Origin of the sequence: Paraburkholderia nemoris (assembly GCF_905221015.1) — a bacterium.
GTDB classification, from domain to species: domain Bacteria; phylum Pseudomonadota; class Gammaproteobacteria; order Burkholderiales; family Burkholderiaceae; genus Paraburkholderia; species Paraburkholderia nemoris.
In genome coordinates this window covers 83766-110051 of the sequence record NZ_CAJNBO010000029.1, presented here as the reverse complement: position 1 = coordinate 110051, position 26286 = coordinate 83766, and the positions used below count along the sequence as shown (strand labels likewise).

Sequence of the window (26286 nt, the reverse complement as noted above, 5' to 3'; positions counted from 1 at the left end):
CTCGACTACGTCAGCCCCATGACGTTCGAGAAAAACTGGTTCGCCGCTCAACAGGGACGAGCCGCATAAATCTCTCAGCTATGGGATTCGCTAAACAGGGGCAAGGTCAGTGAGAACGCTGAATTGCTGCTGTTCAAGCGACACCGTCTCGACGATCGTTTCGAACTCAGCCAGCAGGTCTGGCTGACGTTGCCGCAGATATTGAGCCACCAGTTCGTTCTCCAGGAGCCTGGCGAGGTATCCCTTTGCGAGCACCAGGTTCAGCACATCCTGTCCGTAGGTCTGCTCCACAAGTTTGTATTGCCCCTGCAGATTGCTCATCTCGCGCTCCATCTTCGCCATCTGTTCAGGTGTCACGCCTGTAAGCTTTGGCGGCTTCTTTCCGTCAACTAGTCGCGCTGCGGGTGTCGCGACAAGCAGCGCTTCGGCATAAGGCACGGTCACGTTGTTCGCCGCTATCATCAGCTCGACGCATTCGACCTGCCGCGTGGGCTTCATTTTTCGAATTGCGCGAGCGAGGTCTACTGAGAACTGGCGATCTCCCAGAAGTTCGGCGGCTTCAGGACATATGCCGTCCAGCAGCGAAAGCTTCTTGAGGATCATGGACACGTCCATAGCGAGGGCCTTTGCCAGCCTCTCCGGCGACACGCCTCGTTCGACGACGCGCCGGATCATATAGTGCTCCTGGATTGTGGACAGCCGATTGACGCGATTGTTGTACGTGTAGCTTTCGTCGTCGGTTGCAACCAGGCACGATACCTCGACAAATCCGAGCTTCTGCATCGCAATGAGGCGCAGGTGGCCATCAAGCAGCACATGTTGACCCGTACTCTGGTGTACTGCAGTAACCGACAGTGGCTCAATCAGGCCGATCTCCTCGATCGAAGCCTTGATCTGTTTGAACTTGCGCGAATCGATGATCGTCGCCGGCATCTTGCGCGACGGCAAGATGCACACTAAGGGAACAGATAGAGGCTCGGGAATGAAGCCGAGCGTTACGCCTGTCATGCGACGCTCCCGCCCGACCAGACGCGCTCGGCAAGATATTTCGGCAAGGTTGCCAGCCCCTCTGCACGTAGCAGATTGACGAAGTTTTCATCTGAAAAAATCTGCCGAAGTGCGCCAACGACGAACATGAGCCGCTGCTGCGCAAATTCGGCCTTACGCACCATCGACTTCTGGCGTTCGACTTCATGCTGATAGGTCCGCACCAGGCTCGATGTCGTCACATCCGCGAGCTTGCCCGACATGTTGCGGGCAGCGGAGCGCCCAAGCGTTTTACGTCGCTCGATAATCCGGCGGGCATCTATCAATTGCTTGCCACGCAACTTGCCGGATTCGTAAGCTTCCTGCAGAGCAGCCTGCATTGCCGTGTCGTCGTCACCGGCGCTGACAATAGACAGTGCGGCGTTGAGTGGAATCCGTCCCTTCTCCACTGCTATGACCAGGCGCTCTTCACCATGATGCAGTAGCATCAGGATACCTTGGACATATGACTGCGTGAGTCCCGTTTTTTCCGCGATCACCTTCGAAGCGTATCCCTGCTCCTGCAATTGCCGGATGCCGGCGAGGAGTTCGAGCGGCCTGCACTGACGACGCGCAATGTTCTCCGCGAGGCTCATGATGAATGCGTCTTCGTCGCTGACATTCACAACCATCGCCGGAATAGTCGTTTCGCCGAGTGAACGGAAAGCCTTCAGGCGACCTTCGCCACACACAAGCAGATACTTCTCGATGCCATCCGCTGTAGCACGCGGCGTAACCTTGATCGGCTTTTTCAGGCCGATCGCCCTGATGTTGCCGACGATTTCGTTGAAGACGCGGTTGTTACGCTCACGAGGATTGATGACCTCAATCTGGTCGATCGGAATCATCCGCACCTCGCCCGCCTGTTGCTGCTGGTTCATGCCACCCTCCGGAGGCGGGCCCGCTCAGCCATGCCATAGAGATAATCAAGCGTGTCAAAACGGTAGCTCTCGAACTCAATCCTGTTCTGGTCGGCGAGGCTGACGCGCGGCTGGCCGAAATCCAGGCGCGGCAGGAGGTAATAATCGAGCGACGCGGAATTCGCGTGGTCGAGCCTAACGGCTACCGTAATGTCCGGCAGCAGGCTCGTGTCAAACCGGACCTTCCAGCGATGCCGCCCATTTTCGTGTGTCTGGCAACGCGCGAGAACGAGGCAGGCAGTGAACTCATGGTTGACGGTGAGCATATCTGTGGCTGGATCTCGCAGCACCGTGCCGCCGAGATCGGCGATCTTCTTCTCCGTCTGCGCAACGATTTCCGGGTGCAGTTGCCGGAGAAAGCGGTTGGTCTCGAGATAGCGGTAGTCGCGACCGGGTGTGAAGCCCACGGTCTGGTACGCGCGGATCAGACTGCCGAACCTGTACATGTACACGGAGCTTGATGGCATGCCGTCGGTCTCGTCGATAACGAGACCAGACAGGAATCCGCGATCGCGGTACAGGTTGCGCAGGCGCTGAATCAGCTCTTCATTCGAATAGCGCCGGGCGCGCGCCCGCATGATGCCCTGCGCAGTGTAAAACACTTCGCTTGATACGATCGGCTGGAACGCGCCTTCCTTCCGGATCCACATGTCCGGTGTATTGACGACGCGCATTTTCTTGAGTCTGAACGACACGCGGTTGTAGACGTTGTTGCCGATGTATTTCTCGTTGGTCAGTACCTCCCGTACAGTCGCTCGCGTCCATTCCCGATCGAGATTTGTGCGAACTCGCATACCATTTAACCGGGCCGCAATTTCATATTCATTTAATGACCCGTCGATAAACCAGTTGTAGATGAGATTGATAGTCCGGATTTCGCTCTCGGGCCCTGGCATAAGGATCACCCGATCGGTCTGCAGGCTCTTGTGTTCGCCTCGCTGAAGTTCTCCTTTCATGATTCCGTGCTGATCGATGAGGACGCGGCGTAAACCGTAGCCAGCCGGTCCGCCCTGCCGGAAGCCGAGCTCGATCAGCCTGCACTGGCCGGCAAACACCTTGGCCGACAATTCCCGGCTGTATTCGCCGGCCATTGCCCGCTTCACTCCTTTCACGATGGTGGAAACCGGCGAGCCGTCGTTTTCGAACTGTTCGGCGCAGTACGCGACCTGGATGCCGACACGCCGGCAGACATACTCGTAGTACGCACTTTCATCCGCGTCCTGGAATCTTCCCCAGCGACTCACGTCATAGACGAGGATCACCTGAAAATCCGCACGGCCGCTTTCAACGTCCTTGATCAGCTGCTGAAGCGCCTGCCGCCCGTCGATACGCAAACCGCTTTTACCCTCGTCGGCATAGGTGCGAACAATCTCGAGACCGCGCCGCACGGCATACTCATGGATCCTGTCGCGCTGGTTCTCAGTCGAGTATTGCTGGTGCTCAGTCGACATCCGAACATATTCGGCCGCCCGTACCGAGGGGGCCTGCGCGACGACGGTATCGCCTATGTGATCGAGTGACACGGTCCTGCTCCCGCTGCTTCGAATCCTCGCTCCCCTGAGCTTGCGCGTCCGGCATCGCGCCGGAAACGCAGATCGTCACTTTCGAAACGCAACCGCGTCGCAACTGCGGTGGTGTCTGATTCAGAGCGGGTACAAGGCAAAGGTAGCAGGCGTGGCGCGGAAGTCGATCACGTCATCTCTTTGCAATCACGTATGGGTGGCCCGTTTGGTGTCGACAGCACGGCGATATGGACGGTGCACGCGTTCATCTTTGCAATGCCCGTTTCGACCGCACGGCGCAGTATGTAGAAGCCTGACGCTAGCGGGTGTAAAGGCGGTGACGCGTCCATGTTTGCAACCGGACTGGAACTTCGTCGCGCATTCCGCTCCCGTTGCATCGCGCAATTGCGCTCCCGGTAGGCCGGGTGCGTCGCGCGGTATTGACGCCAGTAGTCCGGGTGACGAGCACGCCAGTTCGATTGCGCCCGCGCCTGGTTATCGCGGTAGTCGGCGTCGACGCGAAGTCGCCGCCGTTGCCAACGGCGTCGGCGTTCCCGCTGACACGCCGCGGCCGAACAGTACCGTTGATTGGGGACGCGCAAAAGGGGATGAAACGGATTGCCGCAGGCAAGGCAAAGTCGGGGGGATTTCATGATGACGCTCGATGTCGTGATTGCGACGGACGGGCGGCAACCGGTCGGGCGGCGATGAATAAACGCGGCATCTCGACGCTGATGCAACGAGGGTTTAATGCTTTAACCGCATAGTTAAATTGCGGTCGCACTAAATTTGGCGCGGTCGTAGCCCAGTCTCACCAACTTAGACACCGGTCAAAGGGTCTTTGTGGCGCGAAAACTTGTAAGTGCTTGATTCTCCTGGACGCTCAGGTGCGCCTTTTGTGGCGCCCTACGGCAGAATTTGAAAATAGTTGAGAAGATTCGCAAATACATGACTTGAATCAAGACGGGATCCTAGCGCAGCGGGGAGCGGACGATCGACAGCTCGACGCTCCGCCTGAGCCAAACAGATTCCAAGTAACTACAAAGTTGGGACATGAATTGTATTTTGCTGTAACTGCAAAATTATGCTTTCGCAACAAAGCTGGCCTCGAGCCGGCTTTGTTGTTTCTGAGCACGAAAGTTGATTTTGCGAAACTATCAATACATCCGATGCGAATGCAGATAACTGTTGTCAACGCATTGGCAGTACGAATCAATCTTTCGCGACAAAGTTTTACGTAAATGTCGTCTGGCCCGCAAAGGTCGTCCATTTTTACGACGATCGAGCTCGATCTTCGCACCGCCCAGTTATCCACAACCCCCTCTGGACAACTTTTGTACAAACCACCTGACACGTTGTGGGCGAAACTTTGATAAACCAGCGACCTCGCAAGGTCAGTCAAAAGTTTTCCCTGGCTCCTCCGTCCTGTTCGCCCACCCTCCGCAGGGTTATCGATTCCGCATCCTCTTGATCCGTAAACGAAGATCCAAGTTATCCACAGAAAAGTGAGGTGCTTGTTAACTATTACTACGTATACATATACAAAGACTATAAAAACCAGAGAAGCATCCCCAAACCCCGCTGCGTAAACATGCACAACGCAAGCACAACAACCAAACCAGGACCCAACCCCTCAAACCAACGGCAAACAAATCTCCGTCAACAACTCCGCAGGCGCAGTCTCCTTCGGACTATTCAAATACTCCTCAAACACCGGCGCATCCGCAGCCTCACGCCCCGACTGCACAAGCCACGTCCCGTACAACCACTCATAAGCCGCCCGCATATCGCTATACGGTCCCTTATGCCGCAACACCGCGTACTCCCCGCCCTTCACATGCGCCACTGAAACCGGTGGACTCACCGTCACCGAAGCCTGCACCGGATGCGGCAACAAAACCCCAGCCTTCGACCGCAACTCATCCTCCGCAACAACACCAGGATCGTCGTAGTAAATCCCGATCATGCGCATCTGTCCCGCCAGCAAATTATGTTTCGCCAACCAGCCGAACAGTCCATCGAACGCCTTGCCGATCTGCATATACGGCCCAACGTGATCCACCGACAAAACCTCCATCGGCTCCACGTTACGAATCACCACTTCACGCATCGTCATTTGAGCGTCTCCTGAAAGTGCCGGACGAAACCGGCTATGCGTACCCTGCTTGCGATACTGCGCCGGCGGGATGCCAAAAACCGCGCGGAAGGTGCGAGTGAAAGACTGCAAACTGCTATAGCCCGAACGCTCGGCAATTTCAGCTATCGGCATCGAGCCATTCGCCAGATATCCCGCCGCGCGATGCAAGCGCAAACGCCGCACAGTCGTCGCCACCGTCTCGCCATACATCGCCTGAAAGATGCGATGCCAGTGATACGGCGACATGCAGGCGATTTGCGCGAGACGATCGATATCCAGCGGTTCGTCGAGATGATCGTAAATGTGGTCAAGCACGCGGCCCAGCCGCGTTTCGTAGCGCGCCCGATTGTCCGATTGGTTCATGACTAAGTGGCCAACAAAGAGAAGATTGCCGAAGGGATGCGAACCAAAGTACCACGTCCCCATTTACCAAATCCTGCGAACTTTGCCAAAGCACCCATTAACGGAATTAAGCGCCCACTGACACAATCGCGCCCGAACTTTGCCGAATTTCGATAACACCTCGATTATTGGCTCACTACCATCGGCTGAAGCCTGTCCGCCCATGCACCGCAAAGCCTTGCGGCGTCGAGCAAGCGAAAACATCAGGAGCACCCGATGAAATCAGAATCAAAAAGTCAGCACGTCGGTAAAGTCACGCATCACGAGTTGAAGCAGACGCTCGGCACGTGGCAACTGTGGGGGATCGCGGTTGGTCTGGTCATTTCCGGCGAGTATTTCGGCTGGAGCTATGGGTGGGCGAGCGCCGGCACGCTCGGCTTCGTCATCACGGCGGTTTTTATTGCCGCGATGTACACCACCTTCATCTTCAGTTTCACCGAACTCACCACGTCGATTCCGCATGCGGGCGGCCCGTTCGCCTACGCGCGCCACGCTTTTGGCCCGACCGGTGGTTATCTGGCGGGCGCGGCAACGTTAGTCGAATTCGTGTTCGCACCCCCCGCGATTGCGCTCGCGATCGGCGCCTATCTGCACGTGCAGTTTCCGGGGCTCGAACCGAAACACGCGGCAATGGGCGCGTATCTCGTCTTCATGGCGCTGAATATTGTCGGTGTGCAGATCGCTGCGGCCTTCGAGTTGTGCGTGACGCTGCTCGCGATCTTCGAATTGCTGGTGTTCATGGGTGTCGTGTCGCCGGGGTTCCAGTGGGCGAATTTCACGAAGGGCGGCTGGTCCGGCGCGGACACCTTCAGCATGGGCTCGTTCCACGGCATGTTCGCAGCAATTCCCTTCGCCATCTGGTTTTTCCTCGCGATTGAAGGCGTGGCGATGGCTGCTGAAGAGGCCAAGAATCCCAAGCGTTCGATTCCGATTGCTTACGTCGCCGGTATTCTGACCTTGGTCGTGCTAGCCATCGGCGTGATGGTGTTCGCAGGCGCCGCCGGCGACTGGACCAAGTTGTCGAACATCAACGATCCGCTGCCGCAGGCCATGAAGTTCATCGTCGGTGAACATAGCGGCTGGATGCATATGCTGGTGTGGCTCGGCCTGTTCGGGCTCGTCGCGTCGTTTCACGGCATCATCCTCGGCTACTCACGTCAGATCTTCGCGCTGGCTCGCGCCGGTTATCTGCCGGAGTGGCTTTCCAAGGTGCATCCGCGCTTCAAGACACCGCATCGCGCGATCATCGCGGGTGGTGTGGTCGGCATCGCGGCAATCTACAGCGATGAGCTGATCCAGTTCGGCGGTCAGACGCTGACGGCGAACATCGTGACGATGTCCGTATTTGGCGCTATCGTGATGTATATCATCAGCATGTTGTCGCTGTTCAAGCTGCGCCGCTCGGATCCGAATATGGAACGCCCGTTCCGCGCGCCGCTGTTTCCGTTCTTTCCGGCGTTCGCGCTGGTGGCCGCGGTGATTTGTCTGGCAACGATGGTCTACTTCAATTTCCTGGTGGCCGTCGTGTTCGCGATTTTCCTCGCGCTCGGCTACGTCTACTTCCTGTTGACACGCCATCAACGCGAAGCAGCGCCGTCGGACGCTTTGCTCGAAGAGTGACGGATTGAGCCGCTGCGCAAGCAGCGGCGATGGAGTCGTAAAGATGAGCTACACCGAGACAATCGGCAGCCGCACGTATCGCTTTGCCGACCTGAAGACCTTGATGGCGAAGGCCAGTCCGCAGCGTTCCGGCGACCAGCTCGCGGGCGTCGCGGCGGCAAGTGAAGAAGAGCGCGTCGCGGCCAAGATGGCGCTCGCGCAGGTGCCGCTGCGCACGTTTCTCAACGAAGCATTGATCCCGTACGAAAGCGACGAGGTCACGCGTCTGGTGATCGACGATCACTCGCCGCAAGCGTTCGCCGAGATCTCGCATCTCACGGTCGGCGATTTCCGCAACTGGCTGTTGAGCAGCACGACCGATGCCGATGCGCTCACGCGTATCACTGCCGGCCTCACGCCGGAAATGGTTGCTGCAGTCTCGAAGCTGATGCGCAATCAGGATCTGATCGCGGCGGCGCGCAAGCGTCCGGTGATTACGCGCTTTCGCAATACGATCGGCTTGCCCGGTCACATGTCGGTGCGTCTGCAACCGAATCATCCAACCGACGACGTCAAAGGTATCGCCGCGTCGATGCTCGACGGCCTGATGTACGGCTGCGGTGACGCGATGATCGGCATCAATCCGGCCAGCGACAATCTTGCCGCGATCACCAAGCTATTGCTGATGATCGACGACTTCCGCCAACGCTATCAGGTGCCCACGCAATCGTGCGTGCTGACTCACGTCACGAACACGATCGCGGCAATAGAGAAAGGCGCGCCGGTAGATCTGGTGTTTCAGTCGATTGCCGGCACGGAGAAAGCGAACTCGGGTTTTGGTATTTCGCTTGCGCTGTTGCAGGAAGCGTATGAAGCGGGGTTGTCGCTGAATCGCGGCACTGTTGGCAATAACCTGATGTATTTCGAAACCGGGCAGGGCAGCGCCTTGTCTGCCGATGCGCATTTTGGTGTCGATCAACAGACGTGCGAAGTCCGCGCCTATGCAGTGGCACGCAAATTCAATCCGTTCCTGGTGAACACGGTGGTCGGCTTTATCGGACCAGAGTATTTGTACGACGGCAAGCAGATCACGCGGGCGGGTCTCGAAGACCACTTCTGCGGCAAGCTGCTTGGCGTGCCGATGGGCTGCGACATCTGCTATACGAATCACGCCGAAGCCGATCAGGACGATATGGACAATCTGCTCACTCTACTCGGCGTGGCGGGTATCAACTTCATCATGGGCATTCCAGGTGCGGACGATGTGATGCTCAACTATCAAAGCACGTCCTTCCACGACGCACTTTACGTGCGCGACGTGCTCGGCCTGCGCCGCGCACCGGAATTCGAAGAATGGTTGGAGTCCATGCAGATCACCGACGCGCGTGGCACGTTGCTGAGCGCATCGTCACAGCAACCGCTGCTGCAAGGCGCGAATGACTGGATGGGCATCGCATGAGCGACTTCCTCGAAAAGAATCCATGGAACGCGTTGCGGCAGTTCACCAACGCGCGTATCGCATTGGGCCGCGCGGGCAACAGTTTGCCGACTGCGCCATTGCTGGCGTTCAACCTGTCGCATGCGCAGGCACGCGACGCAGTGCATCATCCGCTCGATACGGACGTGCTGCACGAACAACTGCGTGCGCAAAGTTTCACCACACTGGATGTGCATAGTGCCGCGCCCGATCGCGAGCACTATTTGCGGCGTCCGGATCTCGGCAGGCGCCTGAGCGATGAGAGCCGCGCAGCGCTTGGACAACTCAAGGTCGAATCACCCGAAGTGGTCTTCGTCATCGCAGATGGTCTCTCTGCATTCGCTGCATCGAAGCAATCGATTCCGCTGCTGCAAGCCGTTTGCGAAAAACTCACGGACTGGAAGATCGGTCCCGTAGTTGTCGCACGTCAGGCCCGCGTCGCGCTCGGTGACGAAATCGGCGAACTGCTTGGTGCCAAACTGGTTGTGATGTTGATCGGCGAGCGACCGGGTCTGAGTTCGCCCGATAGTCTCGGCATCTATTTGACTTACGCGCCGAAAGTGGGCTGCAGCGATGCCCAACGCAACTGCATTTCGAACGTGCGTCCTGAAGGTCTGAACTACGAGTCAGCCGCACACAAGTTGCACTATCTGCTGACGCACGCAAGACGCCTGGGTCTCACGGGAGTTGGTTTGAAAGACGATAGCGACGCGCTGCTAGCGAGTACGCCGACAACACCGGCAGTCGGCGACGACTCGAACTAGGCATGACACAGAAACGCTAAGCATCCGCCCGTTCCACCGGATGCGTTTCCAACCACGCGTTCTCTTCATCCTCGAAGAGCCGTGAGCGTGTCAAGAAACGCAATCCGCTCGGCCGCTCCAGAGAAAACATCCCGCCATTCCCCGGCACCACATCGATGATCAACTGCGTGTGCTGCCAGTATTCGAACTGCGATTCGCTCATATAGAACGGCACGCCGGCAATCGTGCCGAGTTTGACATCGGACGAGCCGACCATGAACTCGCTCTGAGGGAACATCATCGGCGCGCTGCCGTCGCAGCATCCACCGGATTGGTGAAACAGCACGGCCCCGTGTTCCGCGCATAGCTTATCGATCAAATCGACCGCAGCAGGCGTGGCGATCACGCGGGCTACTTCCTTCTCATCAGCCATTACATGCCCTCGTTGAAAAAGAGCGAGCCGCGCAATGCGGCCCGCTCGTACAGGGTTGTTACGCTCAGAAGAAACCGAGCGGCTTGTCGCTATAGCTGACGAGCAGGTTCTTGGTCTGCTGATAGTGATCGAGCATCATCTTGTGATTTTCGCGGCCGATGCCCGATTGCTTGTAGCCACCGAACGCAGCATGCGCCGGATACGCGTGATAGCAGTTCGTCCACACGCGGCCCGCCTGGATTTGCCGGCCAAAGCGATAGGCGCGCGTACCGTCGCGTGTCCATACGCCGGCGCCCAGACCGTAGAGCGTATCGTTGGCGATCTCGAGCGCTTCGTCTTCGTTCTTGAACGTCGTCACAGAAACGACCGGTCCGAAGATTTCTTCCTGGAAGATGCGCATCTTGTTGTGACCGCGGAACACGGTCGGCTTCACGTAGTAGCCTTTGCTCAGTTCGCCGCCGAGCGTATTGCGCTCACCGCCGATGAGACATTCAGCGCCTTCCTGCTTGCCAAGATCGACGTACGAGAGGATCTTTTCTAGCTGTTCCTGCGAGGCTTGTGCGCCGATCATCGTCTTCGTGTCGAGTGGATGGCCTTGCGTGATTGCAGCCACACGCTTCAACGCGCGTTCCATGAAGCGGTCGTAAATCTTTTCGTCGATCAGCACACGCGACGGACACGTACACACTTCGCCCTGATTCAGCGCGAACATCGTGAAGCCTTCGAGCGCCTTGTCGAAATAGCTGTCGTCCGCATTCATCACGTCGGCGAAGAAAATGTTCGGGCTCTTGCCGCCGAGTTCGAGCGTCACCGGAATGATGTTCTGGCTCGCGTACTGCATGATCAGGCGGCCGGTTGTCGTCTCACCCGTGAACGCGATCTTCGCGATGCGCTTGCTCGATGCGAGCGGCTTGCCGGCTTCGAGGCCGAACCCGTTCACCACGTTCAGCACGCCCGGCGGTAGTAAATCCTGGATCAGTTCGAGCAGCACGAGAATCGACGCAGGCGTTTGCTCGGCCGGCTTCAGCACGATGCAATTGCCGGCAGCCAATGCAGGCGCGAGCTTCCACACCGCCATCAGGATCGGGAAATTCCACGGAATGATCTGGCCGACCACGCCGAGCGGTTCATGGAAGTGATATGCGACGGTGTCGTCGTCGATCTGGGAGAGCGAGCCTTCCTGCGCACGGACGGCGCCGGCGAAATAGCGGAAATGATCGATGGCAAGCGGGATATCGGCCGCCATCGTTTCGCGTAGCGGCTTGCCGTTGTCGATCGTTTCAGCCACGGCGATGCGCTGCAGATTCGCTTCCATCCGATCGGCGATACGGTTCAGGATGTTCGCGCGTTCGGTGGTCGACGTCTTGCCCCATGCTGCCTTCGCACGATGCGCAGCGTCGAGGGCGAGTTCGATATCGGCTTCGCGTGAGCGCGGGATCGACGTGAACGGCTCACCGGTGATCGGCGACACGTTGTCGAAATACTCACCGCCCACGGGTTTCACCCATTCGCCGCCGATAAAATTTCCATACTGCTTTTTGTACGGGAATTCGGTAGTCAGAAACTGCATCTCTGCGTGATTCATCTGTGTGCTCCTCACATGTTTGAATGGGCTATATTCGGCGCGATATTTCGCTGGCCGCGACAGACTAGAGCCAGAACTGTGCCAATGCACCGCGCTGGTGAGCTGTGCACGCGCAGCAGGCACGCCCGCAGGCATGGCGCGCAGACCTGTTCACCTTGTTAAACGATGAGCGTTTCGTTTCTGATCAGTGTGCGCAGCCCTGTTCATGAATTGAACAGGGCGTGAGCATGTGCGGCCGCGGTCAAAGCAATGTAAGCAGCAAATCCGTTCGGCATGGGAATTGCCTTCCAGATTTCCTCAATACTTCGATTTCGTAGATCCGGTATGACGCTTGAACTCCGAACCGACAGCCTGACAGCACCCACACTCGCGCAACAGCCAAGCTTTTGCGTGCAGACCTGCGTCGCCTACGACGCCGACGAGCAGGCGCGCAACCTCCATGGCTGGAGCCAGACCTACGACCAACTGACCGCGGGCCGCTTCCTTGGCGGTTTGACGGAGTTGTGCCTCGACCACATGCAGGTGTTCGTCGAAACCACCAGCCACACGCTGCGGCAGACCTGCGAAGTGCAGGAGGACGCCTACTGGTTCGGCATTCCGACGTGTCCCGCGGGTTCCGGTCGTATCGATACGCAGGTGATCGCGGCCGATGCGCTCGCATTTCGTCCGGGCGGGATCGAATTCGAATTGCTGACTTCGGCGGGCTACGAGATTTTCGGTGTGGTGGTGAAGGGCGAAGTGCTGCGCCGCTACGCGGCCGAAGTGGAGCGGGTCGGTCTGGCCGAGCATCTGCCGAACACGGAAGTCGTGCCGATCGGCACGGCTCGCAAGGAGCGCTTGTGCGCATCGCTGCGCCAGCTTCTCGACGACGGCGCGGCGAACGGCGCGCCGCTGTCCACGTTCGCACGCAATAATTTGCAGGCGTCGGTGCTGGCCTCGTTGTTCGACGTCGGTGCGTTACCGGCCAATGGGCAGATTGAAATGCCTGCGCGTGGACGGCGCCAGTCGATCGTGGCTGAAGCGCGCGAGTATGTTCTGGCCAATCGCGAGCGCGCGATCAACGTGCCGGAGTTGTGCGAGCGCTTGCACGTTAGCCGACGCACGTTGCAATACTGCTTTCAGGATGTGTTGGGTATGGCGCCCGCCACGTATTTACGCACGATTCGCCTGAACGGTGCGCGACGAGATCTGTGCAACGCGTCACGTGATTCGCGTTCAGTTCAGGATGTCGCCGCGGCGTGGGGCTTCTGGCATTTGAGCCAGTTTGCAACCGACTACCGGAAGCTGTTCGGCATGCGGCCTTCCGATACGTTAAAGGCCGCCCTTGGCGCTCATCAGGTAACGGGTCGCCGTTCGTTCGCTCACTAGCGCTGCGCCGCCGCGCCGCATTGCTGGCAAAAACGTGCGCCGGCGGGCAGCAAGGCTTGGCACCCTTTGCATGCGGCCGGCGCCTGTGACGCGCCGCATTGCTGACAGAAGCGGGCGCTTGTCGCGTTGACGGCTTGGCAACCTGGACAGGTTACGCCGGTCGTCAAGGTCGATGTGGGCGGCGTCCTGCCGCCGTTACCATCGTCCCGCGAGCCGTAGCCGTCTCCACGCCCCCAGTCGCCATGTCCGCCACTCCGATATCCACCGCCGTGGTGACCGCCGCCGCGATGCCCGCTCAACATCTTTTCCCAGAATCCCATGCCAACCTCCCTTTTCCAGCAATTGAAACGGGCCTGCTGCCGCGCTTAACTGCGCAACAGCCGCAAGCCATTCGCCACTACCAGCAGGCTCGCGCCCACATCGGCGAATACGGCCATCCACATCGTGCCCAGACCCATCATCGTCAGCACGAGGAAGACGCTCTTGATGCCGAGCGCGAGCGTGATGTTCTGCACCAGCACCGAATGCGTCGCCTTTGACAAACGGATGAACTGCGGAATCTTGCGCAGATCGTCGTCCATCAACGCGACGTCGGCGGTTTCGATTGCGGTGTCGGTGCCCATCGCGCCCATCGCAAAGCCGATGTCGGCGCGCGCCAGCGCGGGGGCGTCGTTGATGCCGTCGCCAACCATGCCCACCGTCGCGCCTTCCTGCGACCACTGCGCCACCGCGTTCAGCTTGTCTTCTGGCAGCTGATTGCCGCGTGCTTCGTCGATACCGACCTGCTGCGCGATCGCGGCGGCCGTGTGCGGGTTGTCGCCGGTGAGCATGGCGGCGCGCACGCCGAGGCGCTGCAACTCGGCGATAGCGGCGCGGCTCGTGTCCTTCACCGTATCGGCGACGGCGAACAGCGCGAGCACGCGTTCGGCATCCACCAGCATCACCACGGTTTTGCCTTGTCCCTCGAGCGTATCCAGCCGCGCTTCGAGCGACGCCGAGCAGCGGCCGAGTTCTTCGACCAGCCGGTGATTGCCGAGCCAATACGGCAAGCCGTCGATGTCGCCGCGCACGCCGCGTCCGGCCAGTGCCTCGAACGCCTTGACCGTGGCGCTGGTGCTAGCGATGCTGTCGCTTTTCGCCGCTGCCGCGATCGCCATCGACACCGGATGATCCGAGCGGCCCGCAAGACTCGCCGCGAGCGTCCTGCAACGAGCGACGTCGACGTCGGCCAGTATCTCGAACTCGGTTTGCACCGGCTTGCCGTGCGTGATCGTGCCGGTTTTGTCGAGCGCGAGCCGGCTCAGCTTGCGGCCCTGTTCGAGATAGGCGCCGCCTTTGATCAAGATGCCTTTGCGAGCGGCCGCAGCAAGGCCGCTGACGATCGTCACCGGCGTCGAAATCACCAGTGCGCACGGGCAGGCGATCACGAGCATCACCAGCGCCTTGTAGACCCATTCGTGCCACTGTCCGCCGAACAGCAGCGGCGGCAGCACCGCCACGGCGAGTGCGGCAACGAACACGACCGGCGTGTAGACACGCGCGAACTGATCGACGAAACGCTGCGTCGGCGCCTTGGTGCCTTGCGCTTCCTCGACCGCGTGGATGATGCGCGCGAGCGTGGTGTTGCTGGCCGCGGCCGTGACGCGGTAGTCGAACGAACCGGCCTGATTGATCGTGCCGGCGAACACCGCGTCGCCAACGGTCTTGTCGACGGGCAGGCTTTCACCGGTGATCGGCGCCTGATCGACGCTCGAGCGGCCCGCGACGATTTCTCCATCGAGCGCGATCCGCTCACCTGGCTTCACGCGTACCACTGCGCCGAGCGCGATCGCCTTGAGGTCCATGAGACGCCAGTTGCCGTCCGCCTGCTGCACGCTCGCCTGTTCGGGCGTCAGCCGCATCAAGCCTTGGATCGCATTGCGGGCGCGGTCGAGCGATTTCGCTTCGATCAGTTCGGCAATCGTGAAGAGCACCATCACCATCGCCGCTTCGGGCCACTGTTGCAGGATCAGCGCGCCGGTTACCGCAATGCTCATTAGCGCGTTGATGTTGAGGTTGCCGTTGCGGATCGCGACCCAGCCCTTCTTGTACGTCGTGAGGCCGCAGGAGGCGATCGCGAGGAGCGCCAGACCCGCTGCCAGCCAGACGGGAGCGCCAAGCCAGCTGGCGGCCTCTGAGCCCACCGCAGCAATGCCTGCGAGCGCCAGCGGCCACCACGGCTTGGACGGCGCTTGAGGCGCGGCTGCTGCCGCGTCCGGGTTCGCGTCTGCCAGTTCAGGCGTGAAGTCGAGCGAACGGATCGCGGCAAGGATCGTTTCGAGGGCGTCCGGCGCGTGCACGACGGTCAATACGCGCTGCATCAGGTTGAAGTCCATGCTGCGAACGGACGGCATGCGGCTGAATTTCTTGCGGATCAGCGCTTCTTCGGTCGGGCAGTCCATCTGCATGATGCGGATCGCGGTGCGCAGATCGCTGCCGACGGCTTCCGATTGCGGGAGCTTGACCGGCGCGGCTGCAGCGTGCGCCGTTCCGCAGCAGGCTGACTCGGTGTGGCTGTGGGCGTGGTCGTTCGCTGCGCCGCCATGGCTGCAGCTTTCACCGTGAACGTGAGCGTGCGCTTCGTGGTCATGAGCGCAGCTTTCACCGTGCTCGTGACCATCGGCGTATTCGCGCGCGTGGTCAGAGCCATGCGCTTGATGGTCATGACCGCAGCTTTCGCCATGCTCGTGACTGTCTTCACGAGCACCCGCTTCGTGGTCATGAGCGCAGCTTTCGCTCTGACCATGCCCATCGGCATTTTCATCCGCATGCCCATGGACATGCCCGTCATGCCCGTGGGCACTGGCTTTGGCCCGTTCCGGGCGATCCGCTTCGGCGAGGTTGGCGTGAGGCATGGGTGGCTTCCTGGTTCGATTTGTGGTCTAGTAAACACCTTGAAGCCACTACAAGGTCAAGGCCGCATTCCGGAGGGACCATGAAAATTGGCGAACTGGCGAAAATCGCCCACTGCACGACCGAAACCATCCGTTTCTACGAAAAAGAGGGCCTGTTGCCCGAAGCGGAGCGCACCGAAGCCAATTACCGCAGCTATTCGGCCCGACACGTCGAACGGCTGCGCTTCATCCGCAACTGCCGCGCGCTCGACATGACCCACGACGAAATCCGTGCGTTGCTGCGTCTAACAGACGCACCGGCAGACGGCTGCGGCGGCATCAATACCCTGATCGACGAGCACATTGCGCACGTCGACACGCGTATCGACGAATTGAAGCAACTGAAAGCGCAACTGACCACGCTGCGCGAGCAATGCCACGGCGAGCAGGCCGTTGAAGACTGCGGCATCGTCCAGGGCCTCACCGAAATGGACGTGGGCGCCACGCGCGCGCGGCATACGCATCTGGGTTAAAGCGCTCTGCCCATGCGGCCGGCGCCGCCGACCACGGCAGTGACAGCATTCCCGGCTGGGCCATTTATCCGGCCCACCCAATAAACAATCGAATCCAGTTGGAGAATCAACGTGTTTACCTGTAGAAACCAGCCCTGCGGCGAGCAGTGGGAAATGTCGGACGTCGTCATCAAGAATGAAGGGCAGGGGCTCCTGTTCCGTTGCCCGATGTGCGGCGCGCGCAATTACGTCGAACGTTTCGACGGGGAAGATGGCTCGGTGCTGTACGAGCAGATCGAAGGCCGTCCCGCCACCGGCCCCATGGCCGAATAGTCCTTGGCCTTCAGTCTCTTCAGCCTCTTCCGTCGATAGCGAGCCCTCACCCTATGAACACTCCCACCCAAGCCGGCGCGCCGTTTAGCCAGCTACCGCTACCGCCCGCCACACTCGCCAACCTGACGCAGCTCGGCTATGTCGAGATGACGCCGATTCAGGCCGCGAGCCTGCCGATCGCGCTGGCGGGCAACGATCTGATTGCCCAGGCGAAAACCGGCAGCGGCAAGACCGCGGCGTTTTCGCTGGCGCTGCTCAACCGCCTCGACGTGCGCAACTTCGCCGTGCAGGCGATGGTGCTGTGCCCGACGCGCGAACTCGCCGATCAGGTCACGCAGGAAATCCGCCGTCTCGCGCGCGCCGAAGAAAACATCAAGGTGCTGACGCTGTGCGGTGGTACGCCGATGCGTCCGCAGACCGCCAGCCTCGAACACGGTGCGCACATCGTGGTCGGCACGCCGGGCCGGATCATGGATCACCTCGAGCGCGGCAGCCTGCCGTTGCAGTCGCTCAACACACTGGTGCTCGACGAAGCCGACCGCATGCTCGACATGGGTTTCTTCGACGACATCGCGACCGTCGTGAAGCAATGCCCGAAAGAGCGGCAAACGCTGCTGTTCTCCGCGACGTATCCCGAAGGCATCGTCAAACTCAGCCAGCAATTCCTGCGTAATCCGAAGGAAGTGAAGCTCGCCGAGCGGCACGACAACACCAAGATTCGCCAGCGCTTCTATGAAGTGACTGAAGACCAGCGTCTGCATGCCGTCGGTTTGTTGCTGAACCACTATCGTCCGGTAAGCACGCTGGCGTTCTGCAATACCAAGCAACAGTGCCGCGATCTGCTCGACGTGCTGCGCGCGCAGGGTTTTCATGCGCTCGCGTTGCACGGCGAACTCGATCAGCGTGAACGCGATCAGGTGCTGATCCAGTTCGCAAACCGCAGTTGCTCGGTGCTGGTTGCGACGGACGTTGCCTCGCGCGGCCTCGACATCGCGGAGTTGGAAGCGGTGATCAACGTCGACGTGACGCCGGACCCGGAAGTGCACGTGCACCGCATCGGCCGCACGGGTCGCGCCGATCAGGAAGGCTGGGCGCTGAGTCTCGCCAGCATGAACGAGATGGGCCGCGTGGGCAGTCTCGAACAGGCGCAAAAGCGTGAGGTCGAATGGCACAAGCTGGCTGATCTCAAGCCGGCGAGCAACGAGCGTCTGCTGCCGCCGATGGAGACGCTGCAGATTCTCGGCGGCCGCAAGGAAAAGATCCGTCCGGGCGACGTGCTCGGCGCGCTCACCGGTGAAGCAGGTTTCGCCGGTTCGCAGATCGGCAAGATCAACGTAACCGAAATGTCCACCTACGTGGCCGTGGAGCGTAGCGTCGCGCGCGAGGCACTGCGCAAGCTCAGCGGGGGCAAGGTGAAGGGCAAGAAGGTCAAAGTCCGCATGATGGACGATGCCTGATCGTCGATTAGTTTGTTTTAGACGGCTGCGACCGCCTGGTCGCAGCCGGGTTGTTCTGCAGCGCCACTGCGCGCCGTCGTTGCAAATAGCAGCAACCAGCAGCAAATCGCACCATCGCATTACCGCTCCGCATCACATTACGTCATACCTCTACTGTTTTCCGTGCGCCCCGCGCGGCTGCAATTCTCCCGCCAACCCCCCGATTTCATTGCCATAGCCTGCTACAGCACGGCATTGCGCGAGCCATGACGTAAACGCATGCCGCGCATGACAAAGTTTCGATTGTGACGGTTCTTTGGCTGATGCCTAATCATCGAACCGGATGGGACCGCCGCGCTGTGGGCAGTCCGCGAATCCGCTGCCGGATGGAGAAAGGGAGAAAGCCTTATGCAGAGCGCCATGCAAGCCCGCTCGAAACTGCCTGACGTAGGCACGACGATTTTTACCGTGATCGGCCAACTGGCCGCGCAACACGATGCGCTGAACCTGTCGCAAGGTGCGCCGAATTTCGCACCCGACGCGAAGCTGATCGACGGTGTCGCGCAAGCCATGCGCGCCGGTCATAACCAGTACGCGCCGATGGCCGGCATCGCGGCCCTGCGCGAAGCGCTCGCGGACAAGGTCGAGACGCTGTACGGCGTTCGCTATGATCCGTCGAGTGAAGTCACGGTGATCGCCAGCGCCAGCGAAGGCCTGTATTCGACGATCAGCGCCCTGGTGCATCCGGGCGATGAAGTGATTTACTTCGAGCCTTCGTTCGATAGCTACGGCCCGATCGTTCGCCTGCAAGGCGCAACGCCGATCGCGATCAAACTGTCGCTGACCGATTTCCGTGTGGACTGGGACGAGGTCGCCGCCGCGATCACGCCGAAGACGCGCATGATCATCATCAACACGCCGCACAACCCGACCGCGACCGTGTTCAGCGAGGCCGACATTGCGCGTCTGAAGGCCGTGACGCGCAACACCGACATCGTGATTCTCGCCGACGAAGTCTACGAACACGTGGTGTTCGACGGCGCCAAACATCAAAGCATGGCCTGCGATTCTGAACTCGCTGAACGCAGCGTGATCGTGTCGTCATTCGGCAAGTCGTATCACGTGACTGGTTGGCGCGTGGGCTATTGCCTCGCGCCCGCTGCGCTCATGGACGAGATCCGCAAAGTCCATCAGTTCATGGTGTTTTCTGCCGATACGCCGATGCAGTATGCGTTTGTCGATGCGCTGGCCAATCGCGAGAGCTACCTCGGCCTGTCCGCGTTCTATCAGAAGAAGCGTGACCTGCTCGCCCATGCGCTGCGCGAGTCGCGCTTCGAATTGCTGCCGAGCGAAGGCAGCTTCTTCATGCTCGCGCGTTTCCGCGGTTTCTCCGAGGAAAGCGATAGCGACTTCGTGCTGCGCCTGATTCGCGATGCACGTGTCGCGACGATTCCGCTGTCGGCGTTCTATACCGATGGCACAGATTCCGGTTTGATCCGCCTGAGCTTCTCGAAGGACGACGCGACCTTGATCGAAGGCGCGCGACGTTTGTGCGAAATCTGATCTGATTTGCCGCTTGTGCGAGGTTGTCGCTGCGGCTGCATGAAGACCTGGTCGGATCGCAGAAGAACGCAATGAGATCAACAGCCGCATGAACCGGCAGCATTTTTGACAGCAGTATGATCGTCGCGCGGTCACGTCGTTACGCATCAGCGCGCAGCATGCTGCGTTACAACAATATCGAAGGAAAGGGACCCGTTATGAAATTGCTCAAGCCTCTATTGGCGCTGGCCTGCGCATTCGCGTCGATTGCTGCGTCGACCGCCGCGATCGCCGCCGACACCTCGACGCTGCGTTTCGGACTCGAGGCGCAGTATCCGCCGTTCGAATCGAAAGGGCCGAACGGTGAGTTGCAAGGTCTCGACATCGACGTCGGCAATGCCGTGTGCGTCGCTGCGCACATGACGTGCAAGTGGGTCGAAACCTCGTTCGACGGCTTGATTCCCGCGCTGCAAGGCCGCAAGTTCGACGCGATCAATTCGGCGATGAACGCCACCGAGCAACGTCGTCAGGCGATCGATTTCACAACTGTTGTGTATCGCGTGCCGACGCAACTGATTGCGAAGCGCGACAGCGGTTTGCTGCCGACGCCGGAATCGTTGAAGGGCAAACGCGTCGGCGTGTTGCAGGCGTCGATTCAGGAAACCTTCGCGAAGGCGCATTGGGAACCGGCGGGTGTCACCGTCGTACCGTATCAGGATCAGAACCAGGTCTATACAGATCTGCTGGCGGGCCGACTCGATGCGACGCTCGTTCTCGCGCCGGCCGGCCAGACGGGATTTCTGTCGAAGCCTACTGGCAAGGACTATGCGTTCGTCGGACAGCCGGTGCGCGATGACAAGATTCTCGGCAGCGGTATCGCCTACGGGATTCGCAAGGGCGACACCGCGTTGCGTGACCAGTTGAACGCGGCGATCGCGAAGGTTCAGGCCGACGGCACGGTGAAGACGCTGGCGGCGAAGTACCTCGGCAATATCGACATCACGCCGAAGTAACTTATTGACCGTATTGCTGATCGTGCACGGCCGGTGCCGCGCGACGATCGACGCCGCGAAATTCGTTCTCGGCGTCGATCATGCGGCGCTTGAGCATCGGCACGTTGTTCACTACACGCAAGCTGGTGCGCATGGCGCTCAACGCCATTCTTCCGACGACCGGCCGATGCAGCGCGCCGCGCGCGTCGAACTGCTTGCGCGATTCCGCGACCGCATGAAAGCCGTAGCGGCGCATCTCCTCCTCGTAACCCGCGACGGCGTCGCGCCCCGATAGCTTGCCCTGTTGCGCGTCGGCGAGACGCGCGGCGAGTAGTGCGGCATCGCGCAGCGCGGTGTTCGCACCGACGCCGCGGCCCGGCGTCATCAGATGCACTGCGTCACCCAGGACCGTGACGTTGGTGGTCGGCCATGCGTCGACAGGCACCGACGTGCGCACATCGACGCTGAAAGTGGTGGAAGGATCCGACGCGCGAATCAGAGCGCGCAGATTGGGATGCCAGCCATCGGTGATCTGCGTCGCGAGCGCGAGTAACGCGGCCGGTCCGAGCGATTTGGGGTTGGCCGGCAAGTTGTGCAGTGCGCCCCAGATACCCCACATCAAATAGTCGCGCGTGTTGTCGTAGAGCAATCCGGGCCAGCGCGAGAGCAATTCGGCGTCGTTGCTGCCGATGCCTTCTTTCATTCCGCCGCCGTCCGCGCGCCACGGAAATTCCATCACATGGATGATGCCGCCATAGCCCTTCGGTGCATTGATTAACGTAATGCCGTCGAGCACCTTGGGCGGCAGCAGCGCGCGTGATGTTTCGTCCATCGGAACCTTCGCGCCGATGCTGACGATGCCGGTGTTTTCAAGCCGCGCGTGCGGCAGGAGCTGGCGGCGTACCTTCGAACGCGCACCGTCCGCACCGACCAGCAGATCGGCAGTCACATGCGTGCCGTCCGCGAAATGCGCGGTGACGCTGCCGTCGCCGTTCTGCTCGTACGACGTGAACGTCTTGTCGAAGTGCACTTGCGCTTCGAGACCTGTCAGCAGGACTTGCCTGAGCGTCATCCGGCTGACCGATTTGCCGCCGCTCATCGATTCGTCTTCAAGCGGCACCGTGAGCAATTCGGTCATGCGCTCGGTCAGGATGTTGAAGTGGCCGGGTGTGCGCGCGCAGGTCGCGAGAAAGGTCGCATAGAGTTCGGGCGGAAGACACGCTTCCAGCGACGCGAGCCCGTGCGGATTGATGCCGACGCGATAGCCCTGCAAACCGTCCGCGCGTGTGCGGTCGCGTTCGTAGACATTCACGTTGATGCCGGCGCGCTTCAACCCGTGCGCCAGGCAGAGGCCGCCCGTACCGGCTCCGATCACGATCACCTCCATGGGTTCACGGTTCATGACTTCGCCTCCTTCTTTGCGGCAGGTTGGGCAAGCCGGTACTTGTATTCGCCGGCCGGCAGTATGAAACGTTGAGCAATTTCGTCGAGCCATTCCTGGCTCCAGGTCAGCGTGCCGGCCTTTAGATCAGCCACAACGCTGCGAACCCAGTCCAGTTCGACAACCAGTTGCGCGCGCACCAGTTCACCTTCCAGCAGGAACAACCGCGGCACCTGCACCTCGGTGGCTTGTGCAGTGGTCTCATCGAGCCGGGCCAATTCCCGTTCGAGTGCGCCGACGCGGGTATCGAGTTGACGGCACACATCTTCGGGCGAGAGCAGCGGCAGGAACGAGAGCGCAGCCGGAAAGGCCGGGAAATCGCGCGCAGGTTGCGCAAGTTGTTCGCGCAGCCACAGACGGCCGGTGTCGCGGCCGGCTTCGGTGATTTCATAGACCGTGCGTTCGGGGAACGCGCCGTCGCGCTCCGTCTCGCGGATGGCGATCAGGTCGCCGCGCACCAGGCGATCGATGGTTTGGTACAGGCTGTTGCGCTGGCCGACGTTGATGACCTCGTCCTTGCCGCGTGCCTTGATGAGCTGCTGCATCCGGTACGGATGCATCGGCGCCTCAGTCAGCATGGCGAGAACGGCGAGGGCGAGCGGAGAGTGGCGGACCATAATTAAAGTGGCTGCAGGCTAGTCTTTGTTGATCTAGTCATAATATAACTATGTGTTTGAGATTGGCAAGCGTGAAATTCCGGGGTTTCCTGCGAGCGCGATGCTTTCGACGCTGGTCCGTAGCGGTTTGGACCGTTACGATGTGGTTCGCGCCGACTGTGCCGCGGCGACGAAGTTGCGACGGAATAAAGCGCCTGACCGAGGAGCACGAGATGAGCGGGACGAATGGCCGGAGTGATTCAGCGGTGATGGCGGCGGCGCCGAAATTCTGGCGCGATGACGCGTTGCCATTCATCGAGGCGCGTTCCATCGAAGACGGCCGCGAGGTCTGCTATGCCAAGCATTCGCACGAGACGTTCTCGATCGGCGCCGTCACCGGCGGGCGCAGCGTGTACGTGAATCGTCACGCGAATGAGTGGATCGGTGCCGGTGCGGTGGTGATGATGAATCCGGACGACGTGCACGCCTGCAACCCGCTTGCCGACGAGCGCTGGTCGTATCGAATGCTGCATGTGGACGTCGATTGGCTCACGGGTCTGCAACACGACCTGGGTTTCAGCGACAACCACGCGTTTCGCGCTTTCTCACAGACCATGACGACGGACCCGGCGTTGTTCGATGGTTTGAACCGTCTCTACACGATCCTCGTAGACGATGACAGCGAACCCATGCGCAAGGAAAGCGCAGCGCTCTCGTTCTTCTCGGAAGTCCAGCAAAAGTTGAATCCGGCGCCCTTGCCGGATCACGACGCGAGCGGCCAACTCGCGCGCGCCGCGGAATTCATCGCCGAAAATTGCACCCGTCCGCTGAAGCTGGAGGATGTCTGCGAGGCGGCTGAGCTATCCGCTTCGCATCTGATCCGTGCGTTCAAACAGCGTTACGGCATGACGCCGCACGCGTATCTGATCAACCGACGCATCCAGTTCAGCCGCGCGCAACTCCGGCGCGGCTACCCGATCGCGGACGTCGCCCTCGATGCCGGCTTTGCCGATCAGGCGCATTTGCAGCGGACCTTCAAGCGGCTGGTTGCGGCAACGCCGGGGCAGTATCGCAGTTGAACTGCGGACGCGTGTTTCGCGTCACGCAATCAGCAGATACAACGCGCTAGCCGCGAGCAAAGCCGCCATCACACGATTGAAAAACCTCACGCGCTTCGGATCCTGCAAGTATCGACGCAGGAACGTGCCGGCATATGCCCAGCTGGCGATCGACAGATAGCAAACCACGAAGTACACGACGGTGAATTGCCAGACTACCCGGCCGTCGCCATCGGCCGCGTAGGCACCCATGCCGGCTAGCGACGCGAGCCACGCTTTCGGATTGAGCCATTGCATCGCCGCGCCGTAGGCGAAGGAGGGGCCGCGGGTGGGCTTGTCCGCGCCGAGCTTGCCGTCATCGACGGCGAGTTTGTAGGCCATGTAAAGCAGGAACCCGACGCCGGCCCATTTGACGATGTCGATCAGATTGGGGAAATGCGCGAGCAACTCGTGCAGACCGAGACCGATGAGCAACAACAGCAGCGTGAACCCGAGGGTCGCGCCGGTCACATGCCGCATGCTCGCGGCGAACCCATGTTGTGCGCCGGCGCTCAGCGCGACGACATTGACCGGCCCAGGAGAAATCGACGAGGCCAACGCGAAGGCGGCCATGGAGAGTAAGACGGTCATCTGATGCCTCGATACGTGAGCGCGCAGGATTTGCGACGCTCAACGGTATCGGGCGGTGGGGCGGGGTGTATTGAAGGAAATGACTTTCAGTGAAGCTCCGCCGCAGCGCCGCAGCATTTCTTGAATTTCTTGCCGCTGCCGCAAGGACAGGGGTCGTTGCGTCCGACTTTGGGTTCAGTGCGCTGCATCGCGGCGGCGAGCTTTCGCTCATGGACTGCCTGACGGTGGGGCAGCCAGAAACGATAGATCGCGGCGACGCTGGCGGGAATTTGTTTGGTGAGGACTTCCCGCTGTTCTGCCGTGGCGATCAACTGCTGCTCTTCCGGCAGAATCTCGTCCGAGCCCATCAGATACAGCGGATTCAGCCATTCCCGGCCCTGCTCGTTATCGAACAGCGCTTGCCAATCTGCCCGAACCAGCATGAGGCCTTCCATGAAGCCCAAAGCCCACGCTTCGCCGTCGAGGTATTCGCGGTCGCCTATCCGCCTAAAGGCAAGCACTGGTTCGAAATCGTCCGGGTCGTCTTCGAGGCTGGTGATGATGCCGTTCATGTCCCGCAAGATCAGTCCGAGAATATGCTGCGCCTGATCCGTTGTCTCGAATTTGGGAGCGTCATCCTCGTTCGGGCCCCAGACTCGTGGCAGCCAGTAACTTGGCGGTACGGTAGTCGGGCCGATGGCCAAGGCGGTCAGATAGCCGTCCAGGCCCATGATTGTTAGGGTCTCGTCCGACGTCTGGTCTGAAGTCAGAAAGTCATCGAGTTCTTCGAACTCTTTTTCGGAGAGCGGGGCACCCAGATCCCCGGGGCGTAATTTTGACTTGGACATAGTGCGATTCCGGCGTTTTGGATCGTGGGTTCCCGATGGCATGTCGGGGGAATGCGGAGCCGGTATTCTCGCACCGCACCGGCGCCGAAAAGCAAAAAGCCCAGTCGCAAGGACCGGGCTTTTTGTTGAATGCTTTGGTGGGGCGTGAGTGACTCGAACACTCGACCTACGGATTAAGAGTCCGCTGCTCTACCAACTGAGCTAACGCCCCCAACAGAAGCGAAATTATGCCGAAACTTTCCGAGATTGCCAAGCCCCTTTAGCAGATTTCTTAAAAAATCTGGAAGGGCGGAGACCCGGCACCTGCGCTGCCGACCGTTACGCACCGGGAAGGCGCGCGGTTCGCCGTGCCGGTATCATGTCGCGGATACCTGCCGCGCGAAGCGTCGCGCGGCTTTCGACCGGGGACCGCCATGGATGATAAAGAGATTAACGAGCTGCTCGACCGCATCCTCGCGCCCTGGGTCCGCGCGCTCACGCTGACCCCGGTCAAGGTCGACGAAGAAAGTGCGACGTTGCGTTTACCGTTTTCCGGCGGACTGCGCCATTCCGGCGGCGTGATCTGCGGCCAGGTCTTCATGGCGGCCGCCGACACGGCGATGATCGTCGCGATTTCGGCCGCGCTCGGCGGCTTCAAGCCGATGAGCACCGTCTCGCTCAACATCAGTTTCATGCGCGCGGTTCGCAACGGCGACGTGCTGATCACCGCGCGCGTGCTGCGCATGGGCCGCAATCTCGTGTTCGGCGAAGTCGAGTTATTCGACGAAGCCGGCAACATGGCCGTCCACGCGACCACCACCTACGCGCTGCTCGACTGACACCTGAAGCGGGCCAGCAAGCTGTATTAGAGGAAA

Annotated in this window: 24 protein-coding genes and 1 tRNA gene; 12 read left to right on the top strand and 13 right to left on the bottom strand. The window is 60.3% G+C overall.

All coding sequences use genetic code 11. The features are described from left to right. Positions 1-90: 90 nt before the first annotated feature. The 4 genes from KHO33_RS33630 to KHO33_RS33615 all read right to left on the bottom strand — a co-directional run bounded on the left by KHO33_RS33630 (position 91) and on the right by KHO33_RS33615 (position 5948). Entirely contained in the window at positions 91-1008 is a 918-nt protein-coding gene (locus tag KHO33_RS33630; RefSeq protein ID WP_200567035.1) for a plasmid partitioning protein RepB C-terminal domain-containing protein, read from the bottom strand. Further along, a complete protein-coding gene (locus KHO33_RS33625; protein WP_200567034.1) occupies positions 1005-1907 on the bottom strand; it encodes a ParB/RepB/Spo0J family partition protein in 903 nt (300 codons plus the stop codon). Before KHO33_RS33625 ends, KHO33_RS33630 begins: the two co-directional genes overlap by 4 nt. Then, the gene (locus KHO33_RS33620) at positions 1904-3469 is read right to left on the bottom strand and encodes a recombinase family protein (protein ID WP_236074744.1); all 1566 of its coding nucleotides are present in this window, start codon (positions 3467-3469) and stop codon (positions 1904-1906) included. The genes KHO33_RS33625 and KHO33_RS33620 overlap by 4 nt, the downstream gene beginning before the upstream one ends. Before the next feature lie 1612 nt (positions 3470-5081). Further along, entirely contained in the window at positions 5082-5948 is an 867-nt protein-coding gene (locus KHO33_RS33615) for an AraC family transcriptional regulator (RefSeq protein ID WP_093634680.1), read from the bottom strand. Positions 5949-6203: 255 nt separating this feature from the next. Between KHO33_RS33615 and eat the strand changes: the two genes are divergently transcribed. Genes eat through eutC form a run of 3 tightly spaced genes read left to right on the top strand, consistent with a single transcriptional unit; the run spans position 6204 to position 9827 of the window. Then, on the top strand, positions 6204-7607 hold the full coding sequence (gene eat / locus KHO33_RS33610; protein ID WP_200567033.1) for an ethanolamine permease: 1404 nt from the start codon (positions 6204-6206) through the stop codon (positions 7605-7607). Between the two features lie 43 nt (positions 7608-7650). After that, positions 7651-9045: an ethanolamine ammonia-lyase subunit EutB gene (locus tag KHO33_RS33605; RefSeq protein WP_093634603.1), complete on the top strand. Its 1395-nt coding sequence runs from the start codon at positions 7651-7653 to the stop codon at positions 9043-9045. After that, complete coding sequence (eutC, locus tag KHO33_RS33600; RefSeq protein WP_200567032.1) at positions 9042-9827, top strand: ethanolamine ammonia-lyase subunit EutC; 786 nt, start codon at positions 9042-9044, stop codon at positions 9825-9827. Before KHO33_RS33605 ends, eutC begins: the two co-directional genes overlap by 4 nt. Before the next feature lie 16 nt (positions 9828-9843). On the opposite strand, the gene KHO33_RS33595 is transcribed toward eutC, so the two are convergent. Both KHO33_RS33595 and adh read right to left on the bottom strand, forming a co-directional pair. Next, positions 9844-10239 carry a DUF779 domain-containing protein gene (locus KHO33_RS33595; protein ID WP_171925241.1) on the bottom strand — a complete coding sequence of 132 codons (396 nt, stop codon included), beginning with the start codon at positions 10237-10239 and terminating at the stop codon, positions 9844-9846. A 64-nt stretch (positions 10240-10303) separates the two neighbouring features. Continuing rightward, entirely contained in the window at positions 10304-11824 is a 1521-nt protein-coding gene (gene adh / locus KHO33_RS33590; protein ID WP_200567031.1) for an aldehyde dehydrogenase, read from the bottom strand. 324 nt (positions 11825-12148) lie between these two features. Here adh and KHO33_RS33585 point away from each other — a divergent pair, with 324 nt between their 5' ends. Then, a complete protein-coding gene (locus KHO33_RS33585) occupies positions 12149-13192 on the top strand; it encodes a helix-turn-helix domain-containing protein (protein WP_200567030.1) in 1044 nt (347 codons plus the stop codon). Here KHO33_RS33585 and KHO33_RS33580 read toward each other — a convergent pair. Beyond that, positions 13189-13494 (bottom strand): double zinc ribbon domain-containing protein, encoded by a 306-nt coding sequence (locus KHO33_RS33580; protein WP_234480749.1) that lies wholly within the window; start codon positions 13492-13494, stop codon positions 13189-13191. The two genes, KHO33_RS33585 and KHO33_RS33580, sit on opposite strands and share 4 nt — an antisense overlap. Positions 13495-13557: 63 nt before the next feature. Continuing rightward, positions 13558-15639, bottom strand: coding sequence for a heavy metal translocating P-type ATPase (locus KHO33_RS33575; RefSeq protein ID WP_234480745.1), 2082 nt, complete (start codon positions 15637-15639; stop codon positions 13558-13560). A 135-nt stretch (positions 15640-15774) separates the two neighbouring features. Between KHO33_RS33575 and KHO33_RS33570 the strand changes: the two genes are divergently transcribed. From KHO33_RS33570 to KHO33_RS33545, 6 genes are all read left to right on the top strand, one after another. Further along, positions 15775-16170, top strand: coding sequence for a hypothetical protein (locus tag KHO33_RS33570; RefSeq protein ID WP_200567041.1), 396 nt, complete (start codon positions 15775-15777; stop codon positions 16168-16170). Further along, complete coding sequence (gene cadR, locus KHO33_RS33565; RefSeq protein ID WP_093634609.1) at positions 16167-16598, top strand: Cd(II)/Pb(II)-responsive transcriptional regulator; 432 nt, start codon at positions 16167-16169, stop codon at positions 16596-16598. The genes KHO33_RS33570 and cadR overlap by 4 nt, the downstream gene beginning before the upstream one ends. Positions 16599-16709: 111 nt before the next feature. Beyond that, positions 16710-16910 (top strand): hypothetical protein, encoded by a 201-nt coding sequence (locus KHO33_RS33560; protein ID WP_028197690.1) that lies wholly within the window; start codon positions 16710-16712, stop codon positions 16908-16910. A gap of 53 nt (positions 16911-16963) precedes the next feature. Further along, on the top strand, positions 16964-18367 hold the full coding sequence (gene dbpA / locus KHO33_RS33555) for an ATP-dependent RNA helicase DbpA (protein ID WP_093634610.1): 1404 nt from the start codon (positions 16964-16966) through the stop codon (positions 18365-18367). A gap of 387 nt (positions 18368-18754) precedes the next feature. Beyond that, positions 18755-19909 carry a pyridoxal phosphate-dependent aminotransferase gene (locus KHO33_RS33550; RefSeq protein ID WP_175053794.1) on the top strand — a complete coding sequence of 385 codons (1155 nt, stop codon included), beginning with the start codon at positions 18755-18757 and terminating at the stop codon, positions 19907-19909. A 197-nt stretch (positions 19910-20106) separates the two neighbouring features. Beyond that, the gene (locus tag KHO33_RS33545) at positions 20107-20901 is read left to right on the top strand and encodes an ABC transporter substrate-binding protein (protein ID WP_200567028.1); all 795 of its coding nucleotides are present in this window, start codon (positions 20107-20109) and stop codon (positions 20899-20901) included. Between the two features lies 1 nt (position 20902). Here the strand turns inward: KHO33_RS33545 and KHO33_RS33540 are convergent, their stop codons facing one another. Beyond that, a complete protein-coding gene (locus KHO33_RS33540) occupies positions 20903-22282 on the bottom strand; it encodes an FAD-dependent monooxygenase (RefSeq protein ID WP_200567027.1) in 1380 nt (459 codons plus the stop codon). Further along, positions 22279-22938 carry a PadR family transcriptional regulator gene (locus tag KHO33_RS33535; protein ID WP_200567026.1) on the bottom strand — a complete coding sequence of 220 codons (660 nt, stop codon included), beginning with the start codon at positions 22936-22938 and terminating at the stop codon, positions 22279-22281. The genes KHO33_RS33540 and KHO33_RS33535 overlap by 4 nt, the downstream gene beginning before the upstream one ends. A 212-nt stretch (positions 22939-23150) precedes the next feature. On the opposite strand from KHO33_RS33535, the gene KHO33_RS33530 reads away from it, so the two are divergent. Then, entirely contained in the window at positions 23151-23996 is an 846-nt protein-coding gene (locus KHO33_RS33530) for a helix-turn-helix transcriptional regulator (protein WP_200567025.1), read from the top strand. A gap of 21 nt (positions 23997-24017) precedes the next feature. On the opposite strand, the gene KHO33_RS33525 is transcribed toward KHO33_RS33530, so the two are convergent. The 3 genes from KHO33_RS33525 to KHO33_RS33515 form a co-directional block, all read right to left on the bottom strand. Next, on the bottom strand, positions 24018-24605 hold the full coding sequence (locus KHO33_RS33525) for a LysE family translocator (RefSeq protein ID WP_200567024.1): 588 nt from the start codon (positions 24603-24605) through the stop codon (positions 24018-24020). Positions 24606-24691: 86 nt separating this feature from the next. Further along, the gene (locus tag KHO33_RS33520; protein ID WP_054037098.1) at positions 24692-25432 is read right to left on the bottom strand and encodes a UPF0149 family protein; all 741 of its coding nucleotides are present in this window, start codon (positions 25430-25432) and stop codon (positions 24692-24694) included. A gap of 135 nt (positions 25433-25567) precedes the next feature. Next, positions 25568-25643 (bottom strand) — tRNA-Lys (locus KHO33_RS33515). 202 nt (positions 25644-25845) lie between these two features. Here KHO33_RS33515 and KHO33_RS33510 point away from each other — a divergent pair. Further along, positions 25846-26250 (top strand): PaaI family thioesterase, encoded by a 405-nt coding sequence (locus tag KHO33_RS33510; RefSeq protein WP_028197697.1) that lies wholly within the window; start codon positions 25846-25848, stop codon positions 26248-26250. Positions 26251-26286 lie beyond the last annotated feature (36 nt).